The organism is Pseudovibrio sp. POLY-S9 (assembly GCF_001431305.1).
GTDB lineage: Bacteria > Pseudomonadota > Alphaproteobacteria > Rhizobiales > Stappiaceae > Pseudovibrio.
Genome location: NZ_LCWX01000151.1, coordinates 3,739 through 16,356, shown reverse-complemented (window position 1 = coordinate 16,356; position 12,618 = coordinate 3,739). Strand labels below are relative to the sequence as shown.

The window sequence follows — 12,618 nt, the reverse complement described above, 5'->3', positions numbered from 1 at the left end:
TGTGATCGACATGTCCAACTGGTCCGTATTGAAGACACTTGATACGGCGGGTCCGGGCTTCTTCATGCGATCTCACGAAAACTCCAAGTACGCTTGGGCGGACGTGTTCTTTGGTCCAAACAAGGACCAGATGTACGTGATCGATAAAGAAACGCTTGAGATCGTAAAGACGCTGAAACCGCTCCCGGGTAAAACCGCTGCTCATATCGAGTTTGACCGTGATGGCAGCCACGCCATTCTCTCTATCTGGGAAAATGACGGCATGATCATCATTTACGATGCGAAAACACTTGAAGAAGTGAAGCGTATTCCAATGAGTAAGCCATCTGGAAAGTACAATGTCTGGAACAAGATCACCTTCTCCGCTGGTACAAGCCACTAGCGACCTGGCACTTGTTCTTGCTGCTCATGGAGATTTGGGCGGCAAGGGCGCCGACAATACACCAGGCCACGTTCGCCTGAAAAATGCTCTGGCGCCCTTACTGCCCGAACTGGATGTGGTGAGTGGGGTGATGAAAGGAACCCCGCCGCTACAGGAAGTAGTCGAAAGCCTCCCGCACGAGCGCGTGCTTGTGCTTCCTCTCCTCTTAAGTAACGGCTACTTCTGCAAAACAGTCCTGCCTCGCCGATTGGGGCTGGACCCAAACCTGCAACAACAGAAAGAAGGTGCATGGCAAAATCTGAACCGAGACGGGCAGTATATCAAGCTGTTACCCCCGCTTGGTGTATTGCCCTTCCTACCTGATCTGGTTTCACAGAGTATTCAAAGTACTCTGGCGCCAAACAGCAAAAGCACGTTGTTAAAGCCAGAACTCGACCGGGAAGTGCTGATCGTTGCCCATGGCTCGACAGTCGGACCGGAATCACGGCTTTGCGCGCTTCAACTCAAAGAGCATCTGGAAAATCGTTACGGTTACAAGCAACTTCGCGTGGCATTTCTCTCCGAGGAACCCTTCGTCGAAAAGGCTGTCCTGACACTTTCCGAAGATGCAATCGTTGTTCCGCTGTTTGCCAGTGGAGGCTTACACGGCCAGGAAGATCTCTCCAAAATTATGGAGAGCGCTCCTGCAGGCTGTAAACTTGCACCGGTAATTGGCTGTGAGCATGCTCTGGCGCAGCACTTGGTCAGCTATCTGCAAGAAATTGGCTTAACGCGTGGCTTCGCCAACCCAAGAGTTGCATTGCTACGAGATTTGCCCGCACAGCCTACAAGGGCTGCTCTGAGATAACTCTGATTTTTGAGTGAGATGTTCAGGCAATTTGATCGCCTGAACTCCGTCTCAGGTTTCGTTTTAAGCAGGCACATCTTTCTTAGAGAAGTACCAATCAACGTATTCATAACCAGCTGATTTACGTGTTTCAGCCAGATCCGCTGTTGCTGGCGGAGGCACGATTACTTTGTCACCAGGCTGCCAGTTTTCTGGAGTCGCAACACCGTGTTCGGTAGATGTTTGCAAGGCTTTGATCAAGCGTAGGAACTCATCAACTGAACGCCCGTTGGTCATTGGGTAGTAAACCATCGCCCGCAGAATTCCTTCAGGATCAATAATGAAAGTTGCGCGAACAGCAGAAGTGTCTGAGGCTCCAGGCTGGATCATGCCGTAGGCTTTGGCGACTTCCATTGAGAGGTCTGCAATGATCGGGAAGGGTATGTGAACGCCAAACTTCTCCTCGATGTTTCGCATCCAGGCGATGTGTGAGTAGTGACTGTCGATAGACAGGCCAAGCAATGCTGTATTGAGCTTGCCAAAATCTTCTGCTGCATTCGCAAAAGCAATGAATTCGGTTGTGCAGACAGGCGTAAAATCAGCTGGATGTGAAAAGAGAACCAGCCATTGACCTTTGTAATCACTCAATGATTTGGTGCCATCAGTCGTCGGAGCAGTAAAATCTGGTGCTGGTGTGTTCAGCTGCGGCAATGTGATGATAGTTTCTTCTGACATTTATTTTCCTCGGGCTCAATTGATTTGATAAATGCACAATATCGATCTATATTAATTAGTGAAATTGATTAATAATAATACAGTGATCTATAAAATATATGAGTCATCTACCAAGCCTTCGCCAGTTAGAGTTTCTGGTCGCCCTTGTTGAAGAACAGCATTTTGGCAGGGCAGCAGAAAAATGTAATGTGAGCCAATCGGCTCTGAGCACAGCGCTCAAAGAGCTGGAACAGAATCTTGGTGTTCATCTGGCGGAGCGAACCAAGCGTTCTGTCACGATTACACCTCTGGGCAACTCACTGGCTGATCGCGCACGTCACATCCTGCTCGATACAAAAGCCTTTGTAGATTTTGCTGCGGCAAACTCTAAGTTCCTGTCTGGAGACATGAAACTGGGGGTGATTTCTACAGTTGGACCTTATCTGCTTCCTGGGATTATGCCGCAGCTTCGGAAGAAGTTTCCGGAACTTCGCCTCTTTATCAAAGAGGGCATCACCCATGACCTGTTGGCTGCATTACAGAGCGGGCATCTGGATGCCGTTTTGCTGGCACTCCCATTTGAGATTGGCGACCTTGTTCAGTTTCCATTGTTTGAAGATGGATACAAACTGGCTGTCACACCTCAACATCCGCTTGCAAACCGGCAACATGTAGAAGGGCAGGACCTGACAGATACCAAGATGATGTTGCTGGAAAAAGGGCATTGTTTACAACAGCATGCCCTGTCTGCATTTTTACCCGACGGCCCGGTTCAAGACAGTTCATTTGAGGCGACTAGCCTATCCACTTTAGTGGGTATGGTGGCAGAAGGGCTGGGAACTACACTTCTGCCAGACGTCGCGATTACTGCAGGACTGACGGATAATTATGATGTGTGCCTCATCGATGTAGATAAGGCACTGCCAAGAGAAATAGCGCTCGTATGGCGAAAAAGCTCACCACGGGGAGAGGAACTACAACATCTTGGCGAGTTCATCAAAGAAGCCTATGAGGGATGAAAACCCAGGCACGGACAAGCGAATAAAATCATTTTAGCGCAACATCTTAGCCGTGGTTTGAATGCATAACCACTGTGCGTTCCTGCTCTACCAATGTGCGCAGAACCTGAACGTTGGAAATGATTGCCCGGTTCTGTTTGACCTCGACGCCATAGCTTTTCAGTTTCTGGAACGCGCGAGACAGGCTTTCCGGTTTCATGCCTAAACGACCCGCGATGAGTGCTTTGTCGTAGGGCAACACCAATGTGCAGGAACCAGCAGGTTCTGTGCTGAGGTTCAGCAAGAACTCGGCAACACGCTGTGCACCCGTATGCGTCTTCAACCCTTCAATCTGCAACACGAGTTGATGCAGGTGCATGGACAAAGATGACATCATTGCCAGCGCGATGTTCGGATCTGCTGCGATTGAGTTGGCCAGGTGGGCCACTGGAATGCAGAGCACCACACTATCCGTAACCGCTTCACCAGAGGCTGGATAGTTTGAGTTTGTAAAGGCAGCACCTTCAGCGAAGGTTTGCCCACGGGTGAAGACCCCTACAACGGCTTCATCACCGCTGCTTGTCGCGCGAAAAACTTTGACCCATCCTTCCAGAACGATAAAGAACGCATCTGCCTTATCATCCTGAAAAAAAATCATCTCACCGCGCGAGACAGATTTTTTGGTGGCACCCCGAAGCAGCTGTTCTCTTGCCTCGGTACTCAACCGTTTAAGCAAGGGAATTTCAGCGAGCTTCTCCACTTCACTGCTAACTATTGTAGTAGACATTTTTACAGACCTCTCCCACGATCAACCCAATCGTACTGTTGCGTAGATGAAGGACGTTGATCTAACGCAAGTGTTTTTGCGCAATTGGCACCTTGCAGTTGTCCTTTTGAAAGCAAAAAGGACCTAACGAAAATCAAGGAAGTAGAGAACTCAGAGGATTAGGGTCCACTATAGGGAAGGTTTTCACTCAGTTCACTGAGCGAATAAACTTGCCTTTTTGGCTCAATAATATGTTTAAAACTGTCCTTTGGAATGTTTTTTACCCGTTTTTGACGGTGAAACGAGCCTGTTCGGTGGCGAAGACGCGTCCGGAATAGGAAACGGGCAACGGTTGCGTCTTCACCATCAAGTCCCGAAGCCGGCTAATATTTTCCGGAAATCATGAGATGGTAAGACGCAGATATTTGTAGCTTTAGCAGCACGTCGAACTTGGAAATCTGAGTTGCCTTGACATTGAGCCCCTGAGGTTTAGGTTGCGTATTCCTAATGTGTTTCAGAGGAGATTTGATGTCCCGGATCTGAGGGTTCAAACGAAGAACCCCTATGCATGTTTTCAACCTTAAGACCGTGCCATTTGCACGGCTGGTTCCGCATGCCTTCATTTTCCGAACATCAAGCGCCGATTAACGGCTCTCTTCAGGACATAGAAATGATCCGCAAATTTGAAACTCGCGATACCGAGTCCATTGTTGACGTCTGGCTTGAGGCCAGCAAACTCGCTCACCCTTTTCTGAGCGACAGCTTTTTAGCTCATGAAACCGACAACATACGAACCATGTATCTGCCGAATGCAGAGACATGGGTTGCTGAAATGAACGGCGCTGTCGTTGGGTTTATTTCATTGCTTGGCAATGAAGTGGGCGGACTGTTTGTGCATCCAGATTTTCACGGGCGCAAGCTCGGGAAGGCTTTGATGGACAAGGCCACCTCGCTTCATGACAGCGTTGAACTGGAAGTCTTTAAGCACAATCCAATCGGGCGTGGCTTTTATGCTCGCTACGGCTTTGAGGAAATGCATGAAGACTTTAATGAGGATACGCAGCAGTTGGTCATCCGGCTGAAGTACTCCGCCGCGGTTTAGGTGGAGCAGAAGGAGAGGGTGCCTTGCACTCTCTCCAAGTCTTGGTGTTAGCGATGGTTTTTGCGGCCTTCAGACACCTTCATAAAAACCAAAGCCATCACAACGGCCATGCCCACATGTCCGAGGAATGAGGACTGCGTATAAGCGCCAAAGTCCATCATGAAGCTTCTGCCAATAAAGGGCGCGAGCATACCTTGCGCGATGTACCAGAGGAGCACACCAGCAACCACGCCAGAAATCCAAAACCGAAGTCTGGTCACTTGATGCACTGCAAGCACAGCAAGCGGAAAGACAATTGCGCCAACGGAAAAGTGGATCAGGAAGGCAAGGCCGTATGGAATGGAGAGCCCGAATAACTTGTTCGCCAGTGCTGTAACGAGATACGCAGGTTCCAGAACAGGCCCAAACAGAAGCGGTGAGACAAACCAGGCATAAGCTTCAAAGGCGGTTTCGCCAATGACACCGGCCAGCAGCAGTGTGGGCAATACGGTTACGAACGAGGAGGCAGGAGGAACAGATGTATCCAGGGCCATTGGGAGATCCTTAAGAAGCTCGATGGGGAAACGCACAAATCGAGATATGTGCAGTGAGCACTTCTTTAGGTGTGAGTTTGGAAAGGGGAATACAAGACAGCTCCGTTCCCAGTTTAATCACATTACGTTCACCTGAATGAGAGCCATTGGGCCGGAAACTAATGCCGTCGTCTTCCCCGCACGTTGTGCTCGCTTCATGCATCAATGCAAGATTCTCAGGAAAAAACTCAGTTTTCAGGAAGTTCCAAACAAAATGCATAATGATCTGGACGCCACGTCATTGTTCGGGGGCTCTTGGAGATGTATATAATTGCTATAAGGTTTTAGTAAAAGCACGTATAAATTGAGTTGATTTTACGAGGACATATTTTGAGTGAGGTGGATCTCATTGACGGAGCGCCAAGAGCGGAGATTTCTCAGCCTATTCCTCAGGCTGTGTTTTCCGTTGATGGCGTTGCGCCAGATGAGCGCTTCCCTCTCTGGAAGGAAAGTATCTCCTTCATGTTTCAGGTGGAAGCAGACCATGCCGTCAGGTCTGATGAATTCACTGCAGAAGTAGATGCGCATATGTTCGGGCAAATTATTCTGGCCCGGACAAAAAGCAGAAAGCAGTTTTGGGAAAGGAGTGAGCTGACTATCGCAAAAGATGGGATGGACCACTTCATGATCCAACTGTTTGAAACAGGAGACATGATTTTCGAGCATGACGGTGCACAACATTCTGTCGCACAGGATGGCCTCATCATTTTTGATTTAGCCAGGACGTCAAAATCCTGGACCAATACATTTTCAAACCTATCCCTGATTATTCCCAGGGAGTTGCTCGAACCTAAGCTGGTTTATCCAGATGGGCAGCATATGCGGAGATTGCCTGCCGCGCAGCCCATGGTTCAGCTTCTTTACAGTCATATTAAGACGTTGAAAGAGTTGTCGGGTCAACTGAGCTTGTCACAAGCTGCAGATATTAACCCGGCAACGATTTCACTCGTTACTGCTTGCCTGAACAGCACATCTGAAGGTGTGGCTCTGGTCGAAGCAAACAGCCATGCCGCACAGATTATGCTGGCAAAACGAACAATCAGCGAGCACCTGTCGAACCCAGATCTTTCACCCGAAACTGTGGCCATAAAAGCAGGTATCTCACGTTCAAAGCTATATGAGATGTTCCGCAATTACGGCGGTGTGAAAAGTTTCATTCTGGAGCAACGTCTCAAGGGCGCAATGATGGCACTCATCAGCAACAGCAATGCCCACCGCTCCAACTCGGAAATCGCGTTTTCCTTCGGTTTTACCTACGAGAGCACCTTCAGCCGTGCTTTCAAAAAACGCTTCTCCATGACCCCATCCGAAGCTCGAAACTCCGCCGGCATTGCCTGGACCAGGGCCATGAGCACCCCAAATGTAGACCGCCGCTACGAAGACTGGGTGAAGTATTTGTGAGAGGTAACCGGCGACGGGTTATCTCCGTCGCCTCGGCTTACTCTTATGCGACGGCGATGTCTTGTGGGCGGACGTACCAGCGGAGATCTTCCACTTTTTGTGGTTGAATGACGTTGTAGCGTTCTTCGGTGCAGTGGTTGCGTAGGAGCTCTGCTTCGGCTGCTTTCATGGTCTCCGCCAGAGAGGGGCGCTTTGATGTTGTAACAGCTTCTGGCAGTGCGTTGAAATCGAGTGTTTCGAGAGAGGCGGCCAGTTCTGTTTTGTGGTTTTGGTAGCGCCAGACAGCGTCGTTTTGGTCGAAGCGGTAAAATGGCAGCAGCTTCCAGCCGTGCTCTGCGACCAACTCAATGGCGCGGACCAGATACTCGAAGGTTTCTTCATCAATGAAGTAGTTGAAGTTGAGGCGGATCCAGCCCGGGCGCAGGATCATGTGGCCTTCCACCAGCTGCTCTTCCAGTGCCTTGCTGTAATGCATGTCCATGCCAAGCAATGCGTGGCCGTATGGGCCCGCGCAGGAGCAGCCACCGCGGGCCTGAATGCCGAACAGATCGTTGAGCAGCGCTACAACAAAGCTGTAGTGCAGGTCTTTGCCTTTATGAGTGATCTTCAGCGAGGTGATAGACAGACGCGGCGCCTCGGTGTTGCCAAGGATCTCTATGTTCTCGCAGTTTGACCAGCGGGCTACGGCTCGGGAGACAAAGCTCTCTTCCCGGCGTTCAATCTCATCAGTACCGACGGCTTGCTGAAGCTTGAACACCAGCCCTGCTCGCACGGATTCAATGATCGCTGGTGTGCCGCCTTCTTCGCGCCGTTCTGCGTTTGCCACGTAGCGGTGATCTTCTGGCGTTACATACATGACGGTGCCGCCGCCCGGCATCGCTGGCACTCGGTTTTGAAGAATGGCATTGTTGACGATTAGAACGCCCGGTGTGCCCGGTCCGCCGACAAATTTGTGTGGTGACAGGAAGATAGCGTCTTTGGTGCTGTCGCCTTGCTCATCCTGAGCACCAGCCATATCGATGCCCACATATGGAGCAGCTGCGGCGTAGTCCCAAAAGGAGAGTGCGCCGTGTTTGTGAAGCAGGCGGGCGACGGTGTCGACGTCGGTTTTGACGCCGGTGACATTGGAAGCTGCGGAAAAACTGCCGATCTTGAGGGGGCGATCTGCGTATTTGATCAGTTGTTTCTCAAGATCATCCAGACAGACCTGTCCACCTTCGCAAAGGGGAATGGAAACCACGTCTGCGATGCTCTCGCGCCATGGTAGTTCGTTGGAATGATGCTCATAAGGGCCGATGAAAACGACGGGGCGTTCTTTCTCGGGGATCTGCTGCTCAAACTTGTAGCGTGCGCTCAGGTCTGCAGGCAGTTTCAGGTTGAGAATATCGATCAGTTTATGGATCGCGGAGGTTGCACCGGAGCCGCAAAAGATCACGGAATGATCGTCGGTGGCGTTAACTGACGAACGGATCTGCTGGCGGGCCTGCTCGCGCAGTGCGGTGGTTTGTGCGCCTGTGTAGGAGGTCTCTGTATGGGTGTTGGCATAGTAAGGCAGAACGTGATCGCGGATGTAATCCTCAATCATGCTCAGCGAACGACCTGAGGCTGTGTAATCCGCATAAACCAATGGCTTACGACCAAATGCCGTGGCAATGGCTGCGTCCTCACCAATCACTGATTTTCTGATTTTATCGATCAAATTACACATGCTTGCCCCGTCTCTTTATTCCGTCTCATCAGATTCTTGTTATGGCGAACACACTCTAAGTTCGCTTAGTTTGCTGAAAAGATTGAATATAAGAAACTACATACTACAAAGATAAGTCAAGTTAGAAAATGATACTCTAAATGAGATAAAATATAGAATTGGTATGATTTTACTCAAGCAGGTGCCTGCCCCTCGCCATGAACCCGCAAAAATCGTGATTTTGATAATTAAATTTTAATTGTATCTATGGATTCGCAGTGCGCCTTTGTGAAATATGAGTCGCGCAGGAGCCAAACTGTGTTTAAAAGCATCCCGAGTTATGCACAGCACTGGGTAACTTCCTGTCGCCTTGACATTGATATGCAACGCGAAGTTGAAAAAAATTTCACAAAAGAAAATATTATTCGAAATAATATGCGAAAAGTGAAAAATTGATCAATACGTCCTTTACGTCACCCTCTACATCGAGAAAACTGTCGATGCATGCTGCAGAAAATCTTTCGGGCATCTAGCAAAAAATAATCGTTCGTCTTGGCTCCCGGCTCAAAACTGGGAGGGGAGTGACGGACTCGGATAAGATGAACTGTAACGGGGTTGATACATGTTCAATTTCTTTCCTCGATTTAACTTCTACTCGATCAGCGTAAACTTTGGCACGTGGTGGGATGACGTCATCACGGGTACCGACGGTATTGATTGGGTCTGGGGTTTCAACGGTAACGATACCATTTCCACATATGCTGGAAATGACTGGATCCGGGCAGGTAAGGGCAATGACCTTATCTTTGCTGGTGAAGGCAACGATCGCATCAGCGCAGCTGGTGGTGACGATGTCATCCATGGTGGTGCAGGCAATGACAGCATCAATGGTGGTCGTGGTTTCGACACAGCCGTTTATGAAGGCTCAATCGATGACTATTCATTCCAACAGCGTGGTGGCTGGTGGAATCCAAAGACCAAAGTCATTGCAAATGACGGCTCTGAAAAAGACACCTTGATGAATGTCGAGGCAGTTCACTTCGCAGCTGATGACTACACTTACTATCTGGATGGTCGCAACAACGAGATCAGCGCTGGCGAAGATGCAGTTGCATCCGGCGACGAGGGTCTTGTGATTGAGGCTGCCACTCTGCTGGAAAACGACAAGGATTATGATGGCGATACGCTGACAATCACTGAAGTTTCTGCAAACAGCGCATCTGGCGCAACCGTTTCTCTTGAGAACGGTCAGGTCTCCTACAACCCAGGCAGTGTGTTTGACAGCCTGCGTGAAGGCGAGACTGCAGAAGATACCTTTACTTACACAGTCACCGACGGCAATGGCAGCACCAAAGACGTCACCGTTACTGTTACTGTGACTGGTTCCAATCAGGCTCCGGTTCTGTCTGTCGCTTCTGACGTTTCCGTTGCAGAAAACACCACTGAGGTGGCAACTGCATCTGCAACCGACGTAGACAACACAGACCTGTCCTATGCTGTTTCTGGTACTGATGCAGAGCTGTTTGAAATCGATGCTGAAACCGGTCAGCTGAGCTTCAAGACAGCACCTGACTTTGAAGCACCAGCAGATGCTGATGGCGACAACGTTTATCAGGTTGAAGTCACTGTCACCGACGCTGACGGCGGTTCTGACACTCAAAGTGTTTCCGTCACTGTTGAAGACGAAAACGAAGTTGTGCGTGACGTAATCGCGTTCGACATGGTCGACTCTCAAAATCAGGGTTTGGTGAGCTTCACCAACACTGCGCCTGATTTCTCCAGCGTTGCTGATGGTTTCGGCAAGTTCACTGCAGACAGCGCGCCGTTCTCACTGGTCGATTCCACAAATGGCGGCTTTGAGAATGACGTTCTGGGTATCATCGATGAAGCCACCAACTCTGGTGAATTCTTCGGCGTAACCGACAGCATCAACAATGACAATGATGGCGAACTGACAGCGTCCTGGACCTTCGACATTGCAGGCTACAAAGATCTGGGTCTTTCCCTTGATCTTGGTGCAATGGGTGACTTTGAAGGCACAGACACCTTTGTGATCCGCTACTCCATTGATGGTGGCGAAGAGCAGGTTCTGTACTCCTTCACCTCTGACAATGACGGTGCACAGACCTACACCCTTGCCAGCGGCAAGACTGTTGATCTGGATGATCCGCTCACCGATGCAGACGCAGGCATTGTGCTGACCAACCAGCTGCAGACCCTTGTGTCTGATCTGGAAGGCACTGGCTCTGAGCTGACCATCAGCGTTGAAGGCAAGTCAGATGGAAGTTCTGAAGCGTTTGCGTTGCAGAACCTGAAGATCCTCGGCAACCCGGCTGTTGTGCGCGAAACCTTCGCGTTTGACATGGTGGACTCTCAGAATGATCGTCTGATCGAGTACACCAGCACTGCACCAGACTTCACCAGTCCTGCAGACGGCTTTGGCAAGTACACTGCTGCCGACGCTCCGTTCTCGCTGGTCGATTCCACCAATGGCAGCTTCGAGAATGATGCAATCGGCGTTATCGATGAAGTCTCCAACACTGGTGAGTTCTTCGGTCTGACCGATACCGTCAACGACGATAATCCTAATGGCGACCCGCTGGTCGCGACCTGGCGCTTCGACATCTCAGATTACAGCAATATCAGCCTGTCTCTGGATGCTGGTGCAATGGGTGACTTCGAGTCTGATGACACCATCTCCATCCGCTACTCCATTGATGGTGGCGAAGAGCAAACTTTGTTCCCCTTCACCTCTGACAATGATGGCGCTCAGTCTTACACCCTTGCCAGCGGTAAGGTTGTTGATCTGAACGATCCGATGGTTGAAACCAACTCTGGCCTTGTTCTTACCAACCAGCTGCAAACACTTGTTGCTGATCTGGAAGGTTCGGGTTCTGAGCTAACCATCATCGTTGAAGGCTCTGCAAACGGCAGCAATGAAGCATTCGTTCTGCAAAACCTGCAGCTGGAAGGCGACACTACAGGCGGTGGTGGTACGTCCACAACCTACGCTATTGCAGCAGAAGCTGACTCCAAAGCTGAAGGCGACAGCGGCGTAACCTCCTTCGAGTTCACAGTGACCCGTGACGGTGATCTGTCTGAGGCTGGCACTGTTGACTTTGCTGTTGGCGGCGACGTTGATGCAGCTGACTTCGGTGGCACCCTGCCATCTAGCAGCATCGATTTTGCAGCTGGCGAAACCACCAAGACCATCACAGTCAACATCACTGGCGATGAAACAACCGAGCTGAGCGAAGTCCTGTCTGTGACCTTGAGCAACCCAACGGGTGGCAAGATCGTAACCAAGACTGCAACCAGCACTGTTGTGAACGACGATACCGCGCCGACACTCATCTCCACCATTCAGGGTGACGGTGCAGAATCCGGCATGGTTGGTGAGTTCGTTTACGTCAGCGCACTTGTAACAAGTGTGACCAGCAGTGGTTTCTACCTGCAGGAAGAAACAACTGACAGCGACGGCAACTCCGCAACCTCTGAAGGTATCTTCGTTTACACCGGCGCGGCTCCAACCGTTGCAGTTGGTGATGAAGTGTCCTTCGGTGGTACTGTTGCAGAGTTTGGTGGCCAGACACAGCTGACAAACATTGGGGATCTGAGCATCCTGTCTTCCGGCAATGATCTGCCAGAATACATGCAGGTACTTCTGTCTCCAACAAGCCAGCAGAACCTGGAAGCTCTGGAAGGCATGCGCGTCAGTGTTGGCTCCGGTACAGACGATGCTCTGACAGTCATCGAAAACTTCAATTTCGACCGCTACGGTCAGATTACAGTTTCCGCTGGCGCCCAGTATCAGGCAACCCATCTGTACGATCCGCAGGATGAGCTTGACCAGATCATCGAACATCAGGAAATGAACCAGAACAACCGCATCCTCATCGATGATGGTTCTTCTGAGCAGAACCCTGACGAGTTCACCTACGTGCCAGTTACCGAAGAAAACGGCGACAATGGCAATGGGTATCTGGACAGCGGTGATGACTTCTCTGAAGGGGCAACTCTGCGTCTTGGCACAGAGATCGATGCGCCGATCGAAGGCATTCTCACCGAAGGCTTTGATGGTCATACTCTGATCGTTGACGGCCAGATTTCCATCGATGAAAGCACCAACTCCGGTGCGCGTCCTGACCAGCCTGCTGATGTTGGTGGTGA

General features: G+C 50.4%; 10 protein-coding genes. 6 read left to right on the top strand and 4 right to left on the bottom strand.

Going from position 1 to position 12,618, the window contains the following annotated elements:
• Both PPL9_RS31335 and PPL9_RS14125 read left to right on the top strand, forming a co-directional pair.
• On the top strand, positions 1–382 hold a 382-nt coding region (locus tag PPL9_RS31335), incomplete at its 5' end, for a cytochrome D1 domain-containing protein (protein ID WP_280139054.1).
• Positions 339–1,229, top strand: coding sequence for a CbiX/SirB N-terminal domain-containing protein (locus PPL9_RS14125; protein ID WP_082596867.1), 891 nt, complete (start codon positions 339–341; stop codon positions 1,227–1,229). The genes PPL9_RS31335 and PPL9_RS14125, both read left to right, overlap by 44 nt.
• Positions 1,230–1,292: 63 nt before the next feature.
• On the opposite strand, the gene PPL9_RS14120 is transcribed toward PPL9_RS14125, so the two are convergent.
• A complete protein-coding gene (locus tag PPL9_RS14120) occupies positions 1,293–1,943 on the bottom strand; it encodes a peroxiredoxin (RefSeq protein WP_057463305.1) in 651 nt (216 codons plus the stop codon).
• A 98-nt stretch (positions 1,944–2,041) separates the two neighbouring features.
• Here PPL9_RS14120 and PPL9_RS14115 point away from each other — a divergent pair, with 98 nt between their 5' ends.
• The gene (locus tag PPL9_RS14115) at positions 2,042–2,941 is read left to right on the top strand and encodes a LysR substrate-binding domain-containing protein (RefSeq protein ID WP_057463304.1); all 900 of its coding nucleotides are present in this window, start codon (positions 2,042–2,044) and stop codon (positions 2,939–2,941) included.
• A gap of 46 nt (positions 2,942–2,987) precedes the next feature.
• Here the strand turns inward: PPL9_RS14115 and PPL9_RS14110 are convergent, their stop codons facing one another.
• On the bottom strand, positions 2,988–3,707 hold the full coding sequence (locus PPL9_RS14110) for a Crp/Fnr family transcriptional regulator (RefSeq protein ID WP_208989371.1): 720 nt from the start codon (positions 3,705–3,707) through the stop codon (positions 2,988–2,990).
• A gap of 649 nt (positions 3,708–4,356) precedes the next feature.
• Between PPL9_RS14110 and PPL9_RS14100 the strand changes: the two genes are divergently transcribed.
• Positions 4,357–4,788: a GNAT family N-acetyltransferase gene (locus PPL9_RS14100; protein WP_057463302.1), complete on the top strand. Its 432-nt coding sequence runs from the start codon at positions 4,357–4,359 to the stop codon at positions 4,786–4,788.
• A 47-nt stretch (positions 4,789–4,835) separates the two neighbouring features.
• On the opposite strand, the gene PPL9_RS14095 is transcribed toward PPL9_RS14100, so the two are convergent.
• Entirely contained in the window at positions 4,836–5,321 is a 486-nt protein-coding gene (locus tag PPL9_RS14095) for a hypothetical protein (RefSeq protein ID WP_057463301.1), read from the bottom strand.
• Positions 5,322–5,699: 378 nt separating this feature from the next.
• On the opposite strand from PPL9_RS14095, the gene PPL9_RS14090 reads away from it, so the two are divergent.
• Positions 5,700–6,761: a helix-turn-helix domain-containing protein gene (locus PPL9_RS14090; protein ID WP_244273395.1), complete on the top strand. Its 1,062-nt coding sequence runs from the start codon at positions 5,700–5,702 to the stop codon at positions 6,759–6,761.
• 43 nt (positions 6,762–6,804) lie between these two features.
• Here PPL9_RS14090 and PPL9_RS14085 read toward each other — a convergent pair whose 3' ends face one another.
• Entirely contained in the window at positions 6,805–8,469 is a 1,665-nt protein-coding gene (locus tag PPL9_RS14085; RefSeq protein WP_057463299.1) for an aminotransferase class V-fold PLP-dependent enzyme, read from the bottom strand.
• Positions 8,470–9,070: 601 nt separating this feature from the next.
• Here PPL9_RS14085 and PPL9_RS14080 point away from each other — a divergent pair.
• Positions 9,071–12,618 (top strand): cadherin-like domain-containing protein (locus PPL9_RS14080; protein ID WP_208989370.1); only part of this gene is annotated, 3,548 nt, incomplete at its 3' end.

Bases quoted from the DNA above. Each gene is read 5' to 3' on its own strand.
- PPL9_RS14125 (WP_082596867.1), top strand. From the start codon at position 339: ATGTCTGGAACAAGATCACCTTCTCCGCTGGTACAAGCCACTAGCGAC.
- PPL9_RS14120 (WP_057463305.1), bottom strand. From the start codon at position 1,943: ATGTCAGAAGAAACTATCATCACATTGCCGCAGCTGAACACACCAGCA.
- PPL9_RS14115 (WP_057463304.1), top strand. From the start codon at position 2,042: ATGAGTCATCTACCAAGCCTTCGCCAGTTAGAGTTTCTGGTCGCCCTT.
- PPL9_RS14110 (WP_208989371.1), bottom strand. From the start codon at position 3,707: ATGTCTACTACAATAGTTAGCAGTGAAGTGGAGAAGCTCGCTGAAATT.
- PPL9_RS14100 (WP_057463302.1), top strand. From the start codon at position 4,357: ATGATCCGCAAATTTGAAACTCGCGATACCGAGTCCATTGTTGACGTC.
- PPL9_RS14095 (WP_057463301.1), bottom strand. From the start codon at position 5,321: ATGGCCCTGGATACATCTGTTCCTCCTGCCTCCTCGTTCGTAACCGTA.
- PPL9_RS14085 (WP_057463299.1), bottom strand. From the start codon at position 8,469: ATGTGTAATTTGATCGATAAAATCAGAAAATCAGTGATTGGTGAGGAC.